The sequence below is a fragment of the Kitasatospora sp. NEAU-69 genome (assembly GCF_057158765.1).
The window spans coordinates 122,626-138,657 of sequence record NZ_JBWXUE010000008.1; the positions used below are offsets into that span (position 1 = coordinate 122,626).

Consider the following 16,032-nt stretch of genomic DNA (forward strand, 5'->3'; position numbering starts at 1 on the left):
GCCCACCGCTAGGGTGTTCTGAATGCAGCCACTGGCTCTCTTCGACCTCGACGGCACGCTGCTCGACCGCGATGCGGCGTTCGCCGTCTGGGCAGCCGAGTTCATCGGCGAGCGGTCGCTCGATGCGGCGGCGCACGATTGGCTGCTGCAGGCGGACGCTCGCCATGCCGGGCCGATGAACGGGTTCTTCGCGAGCGTGCGGGAGAGGTTCGGCCTCGCGGAGCCGGTGGAGGTGCTCTGGGCCCGGTACCGCCGGCGGATGCCGGAACTCCTCGTCTGCCGGCCCGGTGCTCTCGCGGCGCTCGGTGAACTGCGCGCCGCCGGGTGGCGGACCGCGATCGTCACCAACGGCATGCAGGACAACCAGCTGGCCAAGATCCGGCGCAGTGGCCTGGCCGAGCTGGTCGATGCCTGGTGCATCTCGGAGGAGGCAGGCATCCGCAAGCCCGACCCCGAGATCTTCCGCCTGGCCGCCCGCCGCTGTGCAGCCCCCGCCGACCACGGCGGCTGGATGGTCGGCGACAGCCTCTCCGCCGACATCGGGGGAGGGCAGGCCGCAGGGCTGCGCACGATCTGGCTCCGCACCGGCCCTGCCGCCGACGCCACCCCAGACGCCACCCCCGACGCCACGCCCGAATTCACCCCGGACTTCACGGTTGACTCCATCCCCGAGGCAGTCCGACTGATCCGTACGCAGTGACGTCCCCGCCGTTGTCCCCGAACAGGGACCTGGGCAGGTCCGCCCCGTTACCGCCAGCATGACCAGTGCACGAGTGCCGAGGTCAGCCGAGGTCAGCGCCGTACCGGTCAGCGCCGTACCGGCCTGCCCGCTGCCGGCGCCCGTGCAGCACCCCCGGCCCCGGCTGCCTCCGCGCCCGACCGGCCGGGCCACGCCGACCCGTACGAGAAGAGAGCCGGCCCATGCCCGACCCCGGACAGTCCGACTTCGCCGCGCTGCGGCAGCGAGCGCAGCGACTCACCGACGACCTGCGGGACGCGCAGGACGAGCTGCTGTCGGGTACCACCACCGGGCACTCCGCCGACGGGCTGGTCACCGCGACGGTGGCCGGCGACGGTCGGCTGCTGGACCTGCGGATCGACCCCTCGGTGATCGACCCCGAGGACCCGCAGAGCCTGGCCGACCTCGTGGTGACGGCGGCGCAGCACGCGCACCAGGCCGCGATCGAGTCGCGGGCCGAGCAGCTCGGCTCGGTGCAGGCGCAGCTGAACGGGATCCTCGCGGGTGTCCGGCAGGCGGCGCAGGCGAACCGCCCGCCGCTCGTCATGCCGCAGTTCCCGGTCCCGCCGACCGGTCGCCGGGGGGCCTGATGTCCCGGATCGTCTTCCACCGCCCCGCCCGGGTCCACCCGCCGCAGCTGCCGACCGATCCGGTCGTGCTGGCCGCGCCGCCGCAGCCGCCGGGCAAGGACTCCAACGCGTCCTGGGTGATGCTGCTGATGCCGCTACTCTCCAGCGTCAGCATGGCGGGCTACATGATCGTGGCCGGCAAGAAGATGCTGATCCTGCTCGGCATCTCGTTCGTGCTGCTCTCGATCGGTGTCACGGTCGGCGTCCGGATGCAGATGCGCGGTGCCCAGCGCAAGACGAAGACCCGGGCCCGCGACCGCTACCTGGCCCACCTGATCGAGGTCCGCCGCGCCGCCCGCCAGGTCGCCGCCGACCAGCGCGTGGTGGCCGCCTGGCAGCACCCCTCCCCGCACCGGCTGCGCGCGATCGCCGCGCGCCGGCGCCGGGTCTGGGAGCGCAGAGTCGGCGATGCCGACTTCCTGAAGATCCGCATCGGCAGCGGCCGCGCGCCGCTCACCACGCCGATCCGCCTCGCCAGCCGCAACGACCCGACGGTCGAGTACGACCTGCGCGCGAAGACGGCGGCCGAACAGCTGATCGGCTCGATGTCCAGCGTCGGCCAGCAGCCCGCCGTGATCGACCTCGCCAAGGCGGGCGTGGTCAGCGTGCTCGGTCCGGCGGAGCAGGCACGGGCGCTGGCCCGCGCGCTGCTCTGCCAGCTCGCGGTCGGCCACGCGCCCGAGGACGTCGCGATCGCCGTGGTGACCGGCGGTGAGGACTGGGCCTGGGCCAAGTGGCTGCCGCACACCCACGAGCCGGAGACGGCCGAGACGCCGAGCGCGGCCGGGGTCACCCCGCTGGTCGCCGAGGACTTCGAGGGCCTGGCCGGCTACCTCCAGCAGCGCCTGACCACCGCCCGCGAGCAGTCCGGCCGCCGCACCACGCTGGCCGACCGCGGCGCGCCCGACGCCCGGCAGCGCCTGGTGGTCTTCCTCGACCGCTACGACCCGCGCACCAGCTGGGCCCGTTCGGCCGTCGCCGCGCAGCTGTTGGACGCGGCGAGCCCGGCGCTCGCCGTCACGGTGGTCTGCGTGGTCGAGAAGGAGGCCGACGAGCCGACCCGGGCGGACATCCGGGTCCGGGTCGCGGCGGACGGCGCGCTCACCATGGAGGGCCGCCGGTCCGAGCAGGTGTCGCAGGTCGCCGACGCGGTCGCCGACCAGCCGGAGGCCGAGCTGTGCGAGTCGATCGCCCGTGCGCTGGCGCCGCTGCGGCTCTCCGCCGAGGGCGAGGAGATCCTGGCCCAGACCGTCTCGCTGCCGGCCCTGCTCGGCGTGCACGACCTGGACAACTTCGACCCCGAGGACCAGTGGGTCGCGCCCGACGAGGAGTCGGTGCTGCGGGTGCCGATCGGCTTCGACGGCGAGGGGCAGCCGCTGCTGCTCGACCTCAAGGAGGCCGCGCAGGGCGGTATGGGCCCGCACGGCCTGGTGGTCGGAGCCACCGGCTCGGGAAAGAGCGAGCTGCTGCGCACGCTGGTGAGCGGTCTGACCACGACCCACTCGCCGGAGCTGCTCAGCCTGGTGCTGATCGACTTCAAGGGTGGTGCCACCTTCGCCGGGGTCACCGAACTCCCGCACGTGGCAGGCCTGATCACGAACCTGGTGGACGACCTCGCGCTGGTGGACCGGGTCCGCGACGCGCTGGTCGGCGAGCAGCAGCGGCGGCAGAAGATGCTGCGCGACGCCGGCAACCTGGACTCGGTCCGGGAGTACCAGCTGCGCCGCGCGGCCGGCCAGACCGGCCCCGACGGCAAGCCGCTGGAGCCGCTGCCCTACCTGCTGATCGTGGTCGACGAGTTCGGCGAACTGCTCACCGGGCGACCGGACTTCATCGAGCTCTTCGGGCAGATCGGCCGGGTCGGCCGAAGCCTCGGCATGCACCTGCTGCTCGCCTCGCAGCGGCTGGAGGAGGGCAAGCTGCGCGGCCTGGACGCCAACCTGTCCTACCGGATCTGCCTGCGCACCTTCTCCGCGGCCGAGTCGCGCACCGTGATCGGCACCCCCGACGCCTACCGGCTGCCGCCGATCCCCGGCTCCGCGTACCTCAAGGTCGCCGAGTCGTTCTACGAGCGGTTCCGCGTCGCGCACGTCTCCGGACCGCACCTGTCGGCCGACCAGCGGCTCGCCCAACTCGGCTCCGGGGTACCGGCCGTGGCGGAGTTCCAGCTGCGCACCGCGCCCGATCCGGACGCCGAGACCGCCGTCACCACGGCGACCACCGAGCGCCCGCGCCCGCTGCTCGCGGGGCCGACCGAGATGCAGGTGCTGGTCGACCGGCTCTGCCGCTCCGGCCAGTCGGTGCACCAGGTCTGGCTGGCACCGCTGCCCGCCGCGCTGCCACTCGACGCGCTGACCGGTCCGCTCTCGCTCGACCCCGGCGCCGGACTGGCCGCCGAGTGGTGGCCGCACCGCGGCGAACTGCGCGTGCCGGTCGGCGTGGTGGACGTCCCGGTGCGCCAGCAGCAGCACCCGCTGGTGCCCGACTTCGGCAAGGAGCACGGCCACCTCGCGCTGGTCGGCGCGCCGCAGTCCGGCAAGAGCACCTTCCTGCGCTCGCTGCTGATGTCCGCGATGCTCACCCACACCCCGGACCAACTCCAGTTCCTCTGCCTGGACTTCGGCGGCGGCTCGCTGCTGCCGTACGAACGGGCGCCGCACGTCTGCGGTGTCGCAGGGCGGCACGACGAGCCGCGGGTGCGCCGGGCACTGGCCGAGGCGCTCCAACTGATCAGCGAACGCGAGCGGTTGTTCCGCGAGTCGGGGATCGACGGCGCGGCCGAGTTCCGCCGCCGCCGGGAGGCCGGCGAGCTGCCGGCCGGCACCCGGGCGGCGGACCTCTTCCTGGTGATCGACGGCTGGGGCGCGGCCCGCGGCGAGATCACCGGGATCGACGAGACGCTGCTCGACATCGCCGGGCGCGGCCTGGGCGTCGGGGTGCACCTGGTGCTCACCGCCAACCGCTGGGCCGACCTGCGGATGGCGCTGCGCGACGCCTTCTCGGCCCGCCTGGAACTGCGGCTCAACGACCCGGCGGACAGCGAGATCAACCGCCGCGCCGCGCGCCAGCTGGTCGGCGCCGGAGCCGGTCGCGGCATGTCACCGCAGGGCCACCTGTTCCAGGTCGCGCTGCCCCGGCTGGACGGCCAGGAGAGCACCGAGGGCCTCGCCGAGGCGCAGCAGGAGGCGATCACGAAGATCGCGGCCGGCTGGACCGGCACCCCGGCACCCGCGATCCGGATGCTGCCCGAGCGGCTTCAGGTCAGCGAACTCGTCGAGGGCGTCGAGGCGTTGCCGGGCACGCCGATCGGCGTCGGAGAGCAGGACCTGGCCACCGTCCGGCTGGATCTGGACGTGGACGAGCCGCACCTGCTCGTCTACGGCGACTCGGGAGCCGGCAAGTCCTCGTTCCTGCGGATGTGGATGGCCCAGCTCGCCGCCCGCCGGCCCGCCTCCGAGCTGCGGTTCGTGGTCTTCGACTACCGCCGCAGCCTGCTCGGCGGGATCCCCGAGGAGCACCTGGGTGCCTACGCCGGCGATTCGACGGCGGCCCGCGCGTACGTCGATCAGGTGGTCGCCAAGCTGGCCGAGCGACTGCCGCCCGCGAACGTGACGCACCGCCAGCTCAAGGAGCGCAGCTGGTGGAGCGGTCCCGAGTTCTACATCGTGGTGGACGACTACGACCTGGTCGGCGGCCGTCAGTCGCCGCTCGCGGAGCTGGCCGACTACCTGCCGCAGGCCCGCGAGATCGGCCTGCACCTGGTGGTCGCCCGCCGGGTGGCCGGCAGCAGCCGCAGCCAGCTGAGCGAGCCGCTGCCGGCCCGGATGCGCGAACTGGGCTCGGTCGGCCTGCTGCTCTCCGGCGACTCCCGCGAGGGCGCGCTGGTCGGCAGCGAGCGCGCGGCCCTGCGCCCGCCGGGGCGCGCGCTGCTGGTCCGCCGCAGCCACCCGTCCACGGTGGTGCAGCTCGCGCTCCCGGCGGAGGATGACGAGGCCTGAGCAGCGGTAAACCTGCGGAATCCGTTGAATATTCATCCTTGACAGGGCATTTTCGTTCCCGACATGATCCCCCGTAGCGCAGACCGACGGGGGGTGAGCGAACCATGCAGTCCGAAGGCGCCGCCCTGCCCAACCCCACCGCCCGGGCGATCAGCCACGCGCTCGGGCGGGCCCCTGCCTCCGGGCTGGTGCTCGCGGGCGTCTGCGGCCTCCAGGCCGGGGCCGCGCTGACCACCCGGCTGTATCCGGCCGTCGGCATCGGCGGCGTGGTGACCCTGCGGCTCTGCCTCGCGGCGGTGCTGCTCTGCTCGGTCTGGCGGCCCGGCCCGATCACCGACCGCGGCACCGGGCGGCGCCTAGACCGCGGCACGATCGGCATCATCGTCGCGGCCGGGACGCTGCTGGCGGTCCATCATCTGACCTACTACAGCGCGGTGGCCCGGATCCCGCTCGGGGCTGCGACCACCGTGGAGTTCCTCGGCCCGTTCGCGCTTGCGCTGGCCGGCTCGCGGCGTGCCGCCGATCTGGCCTGGGCCGTGCTCGCGCTGGGCGGCGTGGCGCTGCTGGGTGCCGGTGGCCTCGCGCTGAACGCGGCCGGCCTCGGCTTCGCCGCGGTGGCGGGCGCCTGCTGGGCCGGCTACATCCTGCTCTCGGCGCGGCTGGCCCGGCGGGTCCCGGGCGGCAGCGCTCTCGCGCTCGCCGTCAGCTGGGGCGCGCTGCTCAGCCTGCCGTTCGGCATCGCCTCCGGCGGGGCCGCGCTGCTGAAGCCCTGGGTGCTCGCGCTCGGGCTGGCGGTGGCGGTGCTCTCCAGCGTGCTGCCGTACTCGTTCCAGTTCGAGGCGATCCGGCGGTTGCCGCCCCGCGTCTTCGGCATCCTGACCAGCCTGGAGCCCGCCGTCGGTGCGGTCGTCGGCCTGCTCTTCCTCGGCCAGCAGCTGGCCGCCGTGCAGTGGATCGGCATCGTCGCGGTCGCCTGCGCCTCGGCCGGCGCGGCCCGGACGGCGGCCGCGGCCGACGCCTGACCGCGCGCCTGACCGCCCGCCTGACCGTGCGCCTGACCGTGGAGCGGAGCGTCAGGACAGGCTCAGGAGAGCGTGAGGAAGAGCTTCTCCAACTGCTCCTCCGTCATCGCGGGCTCCTCGCCCTCCGGAGTGGTCAGGCAGTCGCGCATCTGGGTGGCGAGGATCTTGAAACCGGCCCGGTCGAGCGCACGGGAGACGGCGGCGAGCTGGGTCACCACCTCCCGGCAGTCACGGTTCGCCTCGATCATCGCGATCACGCCATTGAGCTGGCCCTGAGCACGACGCAGCCGGTTGAGGACGGCGGCGCAGGCTTCGTCATCGGGGTTCACGGTGCTGCTCCTCCTGGGTCGAGTGCCTGCCATGGTACCCCGTGGGGTATAGGTCCGCACCACCCTCGCCCGGCGAGGAGCGGGCAAGCGGGCCCGGCTACGGCTGCGAGGACCAGAGCGGGCACTCGGCGGCGTGGGTAGTGAGCATGACGATCGTGCCGCCGTCCAGCACCCTGCGGGTGAGCACGACCTCGCAGCAGTTCGCGGCGCGGGAGCGACGGGGCACGAGGTCGCCCCGGTCGTACGAGTCGTAAGAGTCGTGCGCATCGTCCTGGCGGTACGGCAGCTCGCGGTAGGGCAGTTCGCGGTCCGGAGTCTCGGTGTCCTGCCAGCGCGGCGCGTCGCCGGAGGGGCCGGACGGGGTGGAGAACCGTCGACCGGGCCACTCCTTCGCGGCGCCCCGGCGGGGGACGGCTTCGACGGGGACCCCGAGGGCGCGGGCTCGGGCGTGCAGGCGGCGGCGGTTGCGGCGTTCGGACATGGCACCAGCCTGCCCGTCCGGACACTGTCCGCGCCAATCACGCCTCCGGATCCGGCGAGGCCGCCGCCGCGTCGGCCGTTCCGGCCCGGAGCAGCTGGTGCCCCAGCTCGACCAGCGCGCGGCCGGCGGCGAACTCGTCGCCGATCCGCGGATCCGGGTCGTCGTGCGGGTTGCGCTGTGCGCGCGTGCGGCTCTCCAGCGTGCTGCCGCCGGTGTCGAGGACGGCGTGGACGGTGGTGGCGTCGCCCTCCTCCGTGAGTTCCAGCCGCAGCGTCCACGTCTTGCTGCGCCGGGACCGGGCCGGGTCGGGCTGCCCGTCCGGCGGCATACTCGGCGGCGTACTCGGCTGCGTCCTTGGCTGCTGGGTCATGAGCGCTTCCTTAAAAGAGCTGTCACCAGAGTTACCAGTGTGGACCGAGTGGCCCGTGACGGCTGGTCGCGCGGGATTATGGAGAGGGTGACCACCCCGCAGCCACCCCGCGGCCGCAGCAGGCCCTGCGGCCCGTTCCCAGCGTGAGGAGCCCGCGATGAGGCGATTCCACGACAACGGCATACACGCCTGGGGTATCGGACTGTTCACCGTCATCATGGTGCTGGCCGTCCTGCTGATCGTCCTGGCGGTGACCCTCCTCGTCCGCTCCGCAGGTCACGGCTCGCGCCGACCCGTGACCCCGGCGCCGGGGTGGTCGGGTGCGGGTCAGCCGCGGCCGTCGGCTGAGCAGTTGCTCGCCGAACGGTTCGCCCGCGGCGAGATCGACACGGCGGAATACCACGAGCGCCTGGCGGCGTTGCGGAACGGACCGGCGCCCGGCGGCGGCTGATGGTAACTCTCGGTGGGTGCGACGGCCACTCGGGACGCCGACGGCCACCGCAGTCGCCGCAGACCCACCGAACCCAGGTGCTGCACCGAAATCTGGCGCAGTTCCGGTACTCGTCCGCCGCACCCGTCCGGATGGCCGCACCGCCCCCACCAGGGCGGGTGCCCGGCCGACCGGTTCGGCGGCCGGCGGCGGAACCGGCCGTGAGAGGCGAGGGCCTCTGGCGGTCGGGCCTTCGGCCGCGCAGGCTGGAAGGTAAGCACACCGAAGGTACCGAACCCGCACAGCCTCGCCCTGCACCGCACCACCAGGCGTCGCCCCGGCAACCCCGGTCCGCGTCGCCACTTTGCCCCGCGCCGACACGCTCCGTCGCAGGAGGCCAGCAATGCCGAGCACACCACATCGTCCCCGGCCGGAGGGGCACCCCGGCTCCTCGGCCGCGGATCTGCGCCGAGCCCTGGGCACGGACCACAACCCGCTGTGCCGTCCGGTCGACCGGTCGCGCAGCCGACTCCGGCTCGCGCTGCACTGCGGGCTGCTCTTCGCCGTGCTGATCGCGGTCGCGTTCTCGCTGCTGACCCTGCGCTCGGTGCAGGTGCACGCGCACGCCATGGCCGCCCGGCTGCACCTGACCGAGGCGGTGCTGATGGCCGGCCCGGTGCAGGCGGACCGCGCGGCGCTCGACGGCGAGGCCAGCTACCAGGCGCAGGCGAGCTGGACGGCGCCGAACGGTCAGCGGGTGACCGGGCTGGTCCCGGTCGCCGCGGACGCCAGGTCGGGGACGAGCGTGCCGGTCCTGGTCACCCAGGACGGCAGCCTCGGCACGCCGCCGCCGTCCGGCGCCGACATGTTCGCGGACTCGCTGGCGGTCGGCGTCGGCACCCTGACCGGCGTGTCGGTCCTGGTGCTGACCGGGTACGGGCTGCGCCGGCACTCGATCGAGCGCCGGGCGGACACCGCCTGGGAGCGGGAGTGGGAGGCCGTCGAGCCGAACTGGACCGGCCGGTCCGGCGGTATGCCGGCCTGAGGTGATGCCATACGTACGAAGAAGGCGAACGAAGAAGCCGAACTGACAAGCCGAACGAAGAAGCCGAACGAAGAAGCCGAACTGACAAGCCGCACGAAGACCCGAACGAAGAAGTCGAACGAAGGGGAGACGGATGACGGCGAACACCGACCCGGCCGGCGCACCGGCCGGACCGGCGGTTGATCCCGGCGGGATCGCCCAGCGGGTGGCCCGGCGCTGCGCGCAGCTCGGCCTGACCCGGGCGCAGCTCGCCCGGCGGGCCGGGATGGCCCCGGCCTACCTGCGGCACCTTGAGGACCTGGGAGCGGAGTTCGACCCGCACGGGGTGCAGCGGCTGGCCGCCGCGCTGAAGCTCAGCCCGCACACGCTGCTGACCGGCCGGGAGGAGCGCCGCGCCGGTCAGCGCAGGACGGGACACCGCCCGGTGCTGACCCAGCTGACCACCGGCGAGTGCTGGGAGCTGCTCGGCGAGCACGGGACCGGGCGGATCGCGCTGCCCGGCGGCCACGGCTCGGCCGCGCTGCCGATCGACTACCTGGTGGACGGCGCGACCATCGTCTACCACAGCGCGCCCGGCGGCGGCACGGCCGTGCCGGCCGGCGCGCACCTGACGATCGAGGTGGACGAGATCGACGACGGGCGCACCGCCGGCTGGAGCGTGCTGCTGACCGGCAAGGCCGAGCCCGTCACCGAGCCCGAGACCATCGCCGGGCTCGCCGCCCGCCCCGGCGCGGGCTTCGCCCCGGCCGGCTCGCGCGAGCTGTGGATCCGGCTGACCCCCACCCGGGTCACCGGCCGCCGGCTCACCCCGCCCAGCTGATCCCGAGCGCTGCCTGCCGCAGGTGCCCGGTCCGAGTGGCCCGACCTCCGCACGGAGGCCGGGCCACCCGAGCGCGCGGCCCGACCGATTGACCCTGCCCCGCCACCGCTCACCGCGGGCGTCAGCCGGTCGGCCCGGTCAGTGCCACGGCCGCCAGCGCGACCCGGACCTGATGCTCGACCTGCCGGGCGACCGGTACCCAGCTGGGGGAGAAGCGGCGCTCGTACGCGTCGCACCACTCGTCCAGCAGCTGGTCCAGCCGCCAATGCAGAGGATCGACGCCGCGCAGTGGATCGACGCCACGCAGTGGCCCGGCGCCGGGCGCGGCCGGGGCGACGGCGCGGCGCAGCAGCGCCACGGCACGCAGCGAGATGCGGTGCGCGCAGGTCTCCAGACTGGCCAGCCGGGCCTCGGTCAGCGGCAGCGGTGCCTCGTCCGGTAGGCCGCCCCACTCGTCCCACTTGTCCCACTCGTCGGCCAGCGGCTCGGCGACGGCGAGCAGCGTGTGCGCCGCACGCATCATCGCGGCGCCGTCGGCCCCGAGCCGGCGCTCGACCTGCGGTACGAGCGTGCCGAGCAGCCGGGCCCGCGCACGCAGCAGCTCCGCACTGGCGCCCAGCGGTGCCCGCGCGTCGGCGAGCGGGGTCGGGTCCGCCAGCCGCTCGCTCGCCCGCAGCGGCACCTCCACCACGAGCGTGGCGCCGCCGTAGCGGTGCGGCGCCTGCCAGGTCGAGGTGGCGGCGTCCTCCGTGTTGGCCTCGAACCGTTCGGCCTGCCCGCTCGGCGGCATCACGTAGACGCCGGGGCCGGGGCTGGGCCAGTAGAACGCGTCGTACGGTCCGAGCTCGACCGGGATCCCCAGCGCGGCCGCGGCCGCGCCGAACGGCTCGGCCAGCCCCGGGATCTCCCGGGTGGCCTGGAGATAGCTGCCGCCGACGTCCGCGCTGTGCAGCGAGATCTGCAGGAACGGCCGGAGCTCGGCTATCAGTCGCAGCAGCGCCGCGCTCTCCGGCGGCATCGACCCGACCGAGGGTGCCCACTCGGGCTGCTCCTCGGTGCTCGGCCGGAAGAAGTGCCGGAACTGCTCGCGCAGCGCGCGCGGATTGTGGCTCGCGCCCTCGCCCAGCCGCATGCCGTCCGGATCCAGGCAGAGCAGCAGATGCCAGCTCACGTCGGCCCGCAGCGCGGGCTCGGCGATCACCCGGCGGGCGAGCTCCAGCACTGTCGCGCCGCCGACGGGTTCGTCGGAGTGCGCGCCGGCCACCACCAGGGCGTGGTGCTTCGCGTCGCCGATCGAGAGCAGGAGCAGCGGCCGGCCGGCGCGGGAGCGCCCGATGCTGCGTAGGCCGCACAGGTCGGCATGGCGGGTGGCCAGCAGCCTTGCCGCGGCCGTGACTTCGTCGAGCGTCGGATACCGGTCGGCGGCCGTGATCGCCCGGCCGACCTCGCTCGTCGCGTCGAGGGGCACGGCTGGTGACTCCGCTCACTGGGTGGCAGCGGCCGCCGGCGAAGGCCGGCGGCCGCCCGGGCACGACTCGGCTCAGTTGCCGGTCGCGCCACTGTCGCCAGTGGTCTGCTTCTTGTCGAGGGGCTTGATCTCGATCTTGTTCATAAGTTTCTCCTTCTCGTCGGACGGAGTGATAGCGGCCAACCCAAAAGGTGGTTGACGCACCATCAGTACGTCATGTGAGGTGAGGGGGTGTCAAGCGATTTCAGTCGGCTGCCGAGGCCATCGGGTCGGACGGTATCCGTCGGTGCGGGTGGGGAGTTGGACGACCTGTGATGCTGCTGCGACCGAGGATCAAGCCGGAGCACGCCGCGTACCGGACCGTCGACGGCAACGTCCGGATGGGCAGCGTCATCTACGGCATCGGCGTCGAGATCCCCGACCCGGACGGCTGGGTCTGGACCCTCGCCCAGGCACTGGACGGCTCCCGCGGCGCCGACGAGCTGGCGCAGCTGGTCACCGCCGCGCACCCGGAAGTCGGCCCGGCCGACGTTCGGCAGGCCGTCGCGGATCTCCATGCGGCCGGCCACCTGGAGGACGCCGCGGCGCCCGCTCCCGTGCTCTCCGCCGAGCAGCAGGAGCGTTACAGCCGTGGCGTCCCGCTGCTGCGCTGGCTGGACCGCTCGCCGCGGCGCAGCGCCTGGGAGATGCAGGAGCGGCTGGCCCGGGCCCGGGTGCTGCTGATCGGCCTCGGCGGCACCGGCGGCTACGCCGCGCAGGCGCTCGTCGCCAGCGGCGTCGGGCTGCTGCACTGCGTGGACCAGGACACCGTCGAGCTGTCCAACCTCAACCGCCAGCCGCTCTACCGGGAGCGGGACCTGGGCCGGCCGAAGGTGGACGCGGCGCTCGACGACCTGCGCGCGCTCAACTCGCAGGTGACGATCACCGGCGAGCGCCGCCGGGTGACCGGCCCCGCGGACCTCGCGGCGCTGTTCACGGCCGGCGCCGAGCCGTACGACCTGCTGCTGCTCTGCGCGGACCAGCCGGCGGCGATCCGGCGCTGGGCCAACCGGGCCTGCCTGGACGCCGGACTGCCGTGGATCGACGGCGGCTACCACGGCCCGCTGGTCACCGCGGGCGTGTACGTCCCGGGCGACGGCGCGTGCTGGGAGTGCCTGCGCGCGGGAGAGGCCGAGCGGCGCGACCTCGGGCTCGCACCGGGCCAGGACGAGCAGGCGGCCTCGCCGCGGATGCCGTGGAACCCGGTCACCGCCGTCACCGCGGGTCTGTCCGGGCTGTTGATCGCGCACGGCGCGCTCACGCTGCTGACCGGCGCGCCGCCGCTGGACCCGGGCCTGCGCTACGGCGTCAACCTCGCGGCGCTGGACGACACCGTGCTGCAGCGCTTCCCCCGCCGGGCGGACTGCCCGGCCTGCGGCCCGGCCGTGGCAGCACCGTGACCGCCCCACCCGCGCCCGCCGAGCCGGTGGTGACGCCGGTGGTGACCGAGCACACCCGCGTCCGGCTGCACGAGCTGGCCTCCCGGCCGGACGGCGCGGAGGTGATCGTAGGGCGGCCCGCCACCGGCGACTTCGTCGCACTGCCGCCGGTCGGCGCCCGGGCGATCGAGCTGCTCGGCCGCGAGTTGACGGTCGGTCAGGTCCGCGACCGGATCGCCGCCGAGTGCGGCGAGGAGGTGGACGTCGCCGAGTTCGTCAGCGCGCTGGCCGGGCTCGGCTTCGTCGCGGAGATCGACGGCGTCGTGCTGCCGGGCGCCGAACCGCCGCGGCCGAGCTTCCGCTGGCTGACACCGCGCCGGGCGGCCTGGTCGCTGAGCCCGGCGGTGCCGGTGGCGCTCGGCGCGGTGCTGGTGGCCGCGCTCGCCGTGCTGGCCGTCCGGCCCGGAGTGCTGCCCGGCTACCACGCGCTGCTCTGGAGCCCGTACGGCAGCCTGGTCCTGCTGGTGATGTTCGGTGCCGGCTGGCCGCTGCTGCTCCTGCACGAGGCCGCGCACCTGGTCACCGCCCGCGCCACCGGCGTACCGGCGCGGATCGAACTCGGCACCCGGTTGCAGTTCCTGGTCGCGCAGACCGATATGAGCGGTATCGACCTGGCCCCGCGCCGGCACCGCCTCACCGCGTACCTGGCGGGCATCGCCGTCAACCTCACGGTCGCCGCCGGGGGCATCATCGCCCTCGCCGCCGCCGGCCCGCAGCGTGCGGTGCAGATCCTGGTGCTGCTCGCGCTGATCCCGTTGCCGTTCCAGTGCCTGGTCTTCATGCGCACCGACGTCTACTTCGTGCTCCAGGACCTCACCGGCTGCCGCGACCTGTACGGGGACGGCCGCGCCTACGCCCGTCACCTCGCCGGGCGGCTGGTGAGCCGCGCGCTGCCGGGCCGCCGGCCCGGCCGTCGGTCCACCGCCGACCCGAGCCGCGAGCTGCCGCCCGCCCAGCGGCGTGCGGTCCGCCTCTACAGCGCCGTGCTGGTGCTCGGCACCGCGCTCTGCCTCGGCGTCCTGGTCACGCTCACCGGGCCCACCGATCTGACCGTGCTGGCGCACGCCGTCCGCCGGATCGGCCCCGGCCACCGACCGGCCGAACGGCTCGACGGCGCGGCGGTGCTGCTCCTCCTCGGCGGCGCCCAACTGCTCTGGGCGCGCACCAAGTGGCGCAGCTACCGCCGCCACCGCCAGGCCGCTGGTTAGCCCGCCGGGCGGCCAGCCGGTTCTCAGCCGGCGGCTGCCGCGAGGGCCCGCTGCGCCTCGGCCTCGGTGAACTGCGTGCTGAACAGCGGGCCGCCGGGCTCCTGCAGCATGCCGCCCGCGTGCAGCGCGCCGCTGTCCAGCACGGCGAATCCCAGGCTCTCGATCAGCGCCGCGACCTCGGCCTTGGCCGCCTTGTCGTCGCCGGCCGTGAAGTGGACCAGCCGGTCCGGGCCCGAGCGGCCGGCCGCCTCGCCGAGCGTCACCCAGTTCATCGTGTTGAGCGACTTGACCAGCCGCACGCCCGGGTAGAGCGCGGCGAGCCGCTCGCTGGAGGTGTCCTCGTCGCCCGCCGGGCGGGCCGGGAACGCGTTGGTGGCGTCGATCAGGATCTTGCCCTCGGCGGCAGCCGCCGTGAACAGGCCCTCGACCCGGCCGAACGGGACCGACAGCACCAGCAGTTCGGCCGCGCTGACCGCCTGCTCGGTGTCCAGCGCGGTTGCCGCCGGGCCGAGTTCGGTCACCAGCTCGGCCAGCGAGGCCGGCCCGCGGCTGTTCGCCACGGCGACCTGGTGGCCCGCGCCGACCAGCAGCCGGGCGCACACGCCGCCGATCCGTCCGGCGCCGATGATTCCGATCTTCATGGTCTCTCCCTTGTCACTGGTCACGAGTTCAGTCCACGACCGAGTCCAGCACGGCCGGCCCCCGGACCGTGTCCGGGCTGCGGAACGCCGCTGGACTGCTGGAAGTCGAGCTCAACCGTCGGATGATCAGAGCGCGACGGTCTCGGGCACCCCGAAGCGCGCGGCGGCGCCGCGGAGCCGCTCCCGCAGGTCGACCGGCACCGAGTCGGGCTCCGGGGTCCAGGCGTACACCGGTTCGGTCAGCTCGGGGCTGACGAAGAACTGCAGCGCGGTCCGGTTCGACAGGCGCAGGTTGCGCACCTGGTGCGGGAGGGCCGGCACCCGGCCGTCGGTCAGCTCGCCGAAGACCGAACCGGGCAGCAGCAGCACCTCGTTCCGCGCGGTGTGCACCGGGCGGCTCGCGCCGTTCAGCCAGAGCTCCAGGCCGGGCGCGGTGGAGTGGACCACGGTGACCATGTGGCCGTCCTCGTGCCGGTCCTGCAGCAGGTCGCGCTCGGAGTCGGCGACGCCGTAGTTGTTGAGCTGGAGGAAGGAGGCCGACTCGAACGGCGGCACCCGGTGCCCGCCGAGCAGACCGGCCACCTCACCCACCGCCTCGCTGACGATCGCGGCGAGGTAGCTGCGCCACTCAAGCAGCGCCTCGGTCAGTTCGGGGATCTCGGCCGAATGCGGGATCAGGTCGAGCCGGTCGTCCCAGAGCGTGAAGCAGTCGTTGAGGTCGGGCCGGTCGGCGCTGACCGAGAACTCGCGGCCCAGCGGGCGGTAGCCGAGGTCGAAGTCCGCGCTGGAGTGGCGCTCCTTCTGCTCGGCCGGCCGCTCGAAGAACAGCCGGCTCTCGCCGAGGACCCGGTGCAGCAGGCGCACCCCGCCGTCGCGCAGTGTGATCCGGGCGTAACCGTCGCGCAGCAGGTCACCGGCGGCGTGCCTGGTAGCCGTGTGCATCAGTAGCTTCTCTCCTCCGTGCGTGGGTGGGCCGGCATGACGAGCAGTCAGGGCATCGATCGCGCCCACTGTGCTCACTGCAGCTACTGCGGCCGCTGAGGCCACTGCTCCGGCCCACGGGGAAGTCCCGGACCGGCGCCGTCTCCGAGGGTGGAGCGCTGCGGGTCACGGGAACGCGATTCTGGCGGGGAATGCGGAGTAATGCGCGCCGCGCCGTGCCCGGCGGCGGCCACGAGATATTCCGGAACGTCAGCAGCGTCATTTCGCGAGTGCCGAACGCACGCCGAACGCACGCCGAAAGCGCGCCGGAAACGGCTGCGATGAAATCCGGCCGAAGACGCTTCGTCCCCATTCGGCCGACCATGAAGACCCTGCCACCGCACCCGACCCGAACACGAGTTCGGCGCGCCACCAGCAGCCTCTTCCCGGCTC

At 74.1% G+C, this 16,032-nt stretch carries 16 protein-coding genes; 9 read left to right on the forward strand and 7 right to left on the reverse strand.

Going from position 1 to position 16,032, the window contains the following annotated elements; all coding sequences use genetic code 11:
- Positions 1-22 precede the first annotated feature (22 nt).
- The 4 genes from AC060L_RS11780 to AC060L_RS11795 all read left to right on the forward strand — a co-directional run bounded on the left by AC060L_RS11780 (position 23) and on the right by AC060L_RS11795 (position 6,388).
- Positions 23-700, forward strand: coding sequence for an HAD family hydrolase (locus AC060L_RS11780; RefSeq protein ID WP_483798602.1), 678 nt, complete (start codon positions 23-25; stop codon positions 698-700).
- Between the two features lie 221 nt (positions 701-921).
- Complete coding sequence (locus AC060L_RS11785) at positions 922-1,329, forward strand: YbaB/EbfC family nucleoid-associated protein (protein ID WP_483798603.1); 408 nt, start codon at positions 922-924, stop codon at positions 1,327-1,329.
- Complete coding sequence (gene eccCa, locus AC060L_RS11790; RefSeq protein ID WP_483798604.1) at positions 1,329-5,366, forward strand: type VII secretion protein EccCa; 4,038 nt, start codon at positions 1,329-1,331, stop codon at positions 5,364-5,366. The genes AC060L_RS11785 and eccCa overlap by 1 nt, the downstream gene beginning before the upstream one ends.
- Positions 5,367-5,470: 104 nt before the next feature.
- Positions 5,471-6,388: an EamA family transporter gene (locus AC060L_RS11795; protein ID WP_483798605.1), complete on the forward strand. Its 918-nt coding sequence runs from the start codon at positions 5,471-5,473 to the stop codon at positions 6,386-6,388.
- A gap of 62 nt (positions 6,389-6,450) precedes the next feature.
- On the opposite strand, the gene AC060L_RS11800 is transcribed toward AC060L_RS11795, so the two are convergent.
- The 3 genes from AC060L_RS11800 to AC060L_RS11810 form a co-directional block, all read right to left on the reverse strand.
- On the reverse strand, positions 6,451-6,717 hold the full coding sequence (locus tag AC060L_RS11800; RefSeq protein WP_483798606.1) for a metal-sensitive transcriptional regulator: 267 nt from the start codon (positions 6,715-6,717) through the stop codon (positions 6,451-6,453).
- Between the two features lie 97 nt (positions 6,718-6,814).
- Positions 6,815-7,198, reverse strand: a complete 384-nt coding sequence (locus tag AC060L_RS11805) for a hypothetical protein (protein WP_483798607.1) — start codon at positions 7,196-7,198, stop codon at positions 6,815-6,817.
- 37 nt (positions 7,199-7,235) lie between these two features.
- A complete protein-coding gene (locus tag AC060L_RS11810; RefSeq protein ID WP_483798608.1) occupies positions 7,236-7,568 on the reverse strand; it encodes a dsRBD fold-containing protein in 333 nt (110 codons plus the stop codon).
- A 157-nt stretch (positions 7,569-7,725) separates the two neighbouring features.
- Here AC060L_RS11810 and AC060L_RS11815 point away from each other — a divergent pair, with 157 nt between their 5' ends.
- The 3 genes from AC060L_RS11815 (at position 7,726) to AC060L_RS11825 (ending at position 9,863) form a co-directional block, all read left to right on the forward strand.
- Positions 7,726-8,019, forward strand: coding sequence for an SHOCT domain-containing protein (locus tag AC060L_RS11815; RefSeq protein ID WP_483798609.1), 294 nt, complete (start codon positions 7,726-7,728; stop codon positions 8,017-8,019).
- A 382-nt stretch (positions 8,020-8,401) separates the two neighbouring features.
- Positions 8,402-9,043: an Rv1733c family protein gene (locus AC060L_RS11820; RefSeq protein ID WP_483798610.1), complete on the forward strand. Its 642-nt coding sequence runs from the start codon at positions 8,402-8,404 to the stop codon at positions 9,041-9,043.
- 133 nt (positions 9,044-9,176) lie between these two features.
- Positions 9,177-9,863, forward strand: a complete 687-nt coding sequence (locus AC060L_RS11825; RefSeq protein WP_483798611.1) for a helix-turn-helix domain-containing protein — start codon at positions 9,177-9,179, stop codon at positions 9,861-9,863.
- Positions 9,864-9,984: 121 nt separating this feature from the next.
- Here the strand turns inward: AC060L_RS11825 and AC060L_RS11830 are convergent, their stop codons facing one another.
- Complete coding sequence (locus tag AC060L_RS11830) at positions 9,985-11,331, reverse strand: M14 family zinc carboxypeptidase (RefSeq protein ID WP_483798612.1); 1,347 nt, start codon at positions 11,329-11,331, stop codon at positions 9,985-9,987.
- Positions 11,332-11,403: 72 nt separating this feature from the next.
- The gene (locus AC060L_RS11835) at positions 11,404-11,538 is read right to left on the reverse strand and encodes a hypothetical protein (protein ID WP_483798613.1); all 135 of its coding nucleotides are present in this window, start codon (positions 11,536-11,538) and stop codon (positions 11,404-11,406) included.
- Positions 11,539-11,645: 107 nt separating this feature from the next.
- On the opposite strand from AC060L_RS11835, the gene AC060L_RS11840 reads away from it, so the two are divergent.
- Both AC060L_RS11840 and AC060L_RS11845 read left to right on the forward strand, forming a co-directional pair.
- Entirely contained in the window at positions 11,646-12,770 is a 1,125-nt protein-coding gene (locus AC060L_RS11840) for a HesA/MoeB/ThiF family protein (protein WP_483798614.1), read from the forward strand.
- On the forward strand, positions 12,767-14,017 hold the full coding sequence (locus tag AC060L_RS11845; protein WP_483798615.1) for a hypothetical protein: 1,251 nt from the start codon (positions 12,767-12,769) through the stop codon (positions 14,015-14,017). The genes AC060L_RS11840 and AC060L_RS11845 overlap by 4 nt, the downstream gene beginning before the upstream one ends.
- A 23-nt stretch (positions 14,018-14,040) precedes the next feature.
- Here AC060L_RS11845 and AC060L_RS11850 read toward each other — a convergent pair whose 3' ends face one another.
- Both AC060L_RS11850 and AC060L_RS11855 read right to left on the reverse strand, forming a co-directional pair.
- Entirely contained in the window at positions 14,041-14,658 is a 618-nt protein-coding gene (locus AC060L_RS11850; RefSeq protein ID WP_483798616.1) for an NADPH-dependent F420 reductase, read from the reverse strand.
- A 126-nt stretch (positions 14,659-14,784) separates the two neighbouring features.
- Positions 14,785-15,600 carry a 2OG-Fe(II) oxygenase family protein gene (locus AC060L_RS11855; protein WP_483798617.1) on the reverse strand — a complete coding sequence of 272 codons (816 nt, stop codon included), beginning with the start codon at positions 15,598-15,600 and terminating at the stop codon, positions 14,785-14,787.
- Between the last annotated feature and the right edge of the window lie 432 nt (positions 15,601-16,032).

What these genes read in the sequence shown, in the direction of transcription:
- AC060L_RS11780 (WP_483798602.1), top strand. Translation starts at nt 23, where the DNA reads ATGCAGCCACTGGCTCTCTTCGACCTCGACGGCACGCTGCTCGACCGC.
- AC060L_RS11785 (WP_483798603.1), top strand. Translation starts at nt 922, where the DNA reads ATGCCCGACCCCGGACAGTCCGACTTCGCCGCGCTGCGGCAGCGAGCG.
- eccCa (WP_483798604.1), top strand. Translation starts at nt 1,329, where the DNA reads ATGTCCCGGATCGTCTTCCACCGCCCCGCCCGGGTCCACCCGCCGCAG.
- AC060L_RS11795 (WP_483798605.1), top strand. Translation starts at nt 5,471, where the DNA reads ATGCAGTCCGAAGGCGCCGCCCTGCCCAACCCCACCGCCCGGGCGATC.
- AC060L_RS11805 (WP_483798607.1), bottom strand. Translation starts at nt 7,198, where the DNA reads ATGTCCGAACGCCGCAACCGCCGCCGCCTGCACGCCCGAGCCCGCGCC.
- AC060L_RS11810 (WP_483798608.1), bottom strand. Translation starts at nt 7,568, where the DNA reads ATGACCCAGCAGCCAAGGACGCAGCCGAGTACGCCGCCGAGTATGCCG.
- AC060L_RS11815 (WP_483798609.1), top strand. Translation starts at nt 7,726, where the DNA reads ATGAGGCGATTCCACGACAACGGCATACACGCCTGGGGTATCGGACTG.
- AC060L_RS11820 (WP_483798610.1), top strand. Translation starts at nt 8,402, where the DNA reads ATGCCGAGCACACCACATCGTCCCCGGCCGGAGGGGCACCCCGGCTCC.
- AC060L_RS11825 (WP_483798611.1), top strand. Translation starts at nt 9,177, where the DNA reads ATGACGGCGAACACCGACCCGGCCGGCGCACCGGCCGGACCGGCGGTT.
- AC060L_RS11835 (WP_483798613.1), bottom strand. Translation starts at nt 11,538, where the DNA reads ATGGTGCGTCAACCACCTTTTGGGTTGGCCGCTATCACTCCGTCCGAC.
- AC060L_RS11840 (WP_483798614.1), top strand. Translation starts at nt 11,646, where the DNA reads ATGCTGCTGCGACCGAGGATCAAGCCGGAGCACGCCGCGTACCGGACC.
- AC060L_RS11850 (WP_483798616.1), bottom strand. Translation starts at nt 14,658, where the DNA reads ATGAAGATCGGAATCATCGGCGCCGGACGGATCGGCGGCGTGTGCGCC.
- AC060L_RS11855 (WP_483798617.1), bottom strand. Translation starts at nt 15,600, where the DNA reads ATGCACACGGCTACCAGGCACGCCGCCGGTGACCTGCTGCGCGACGGT.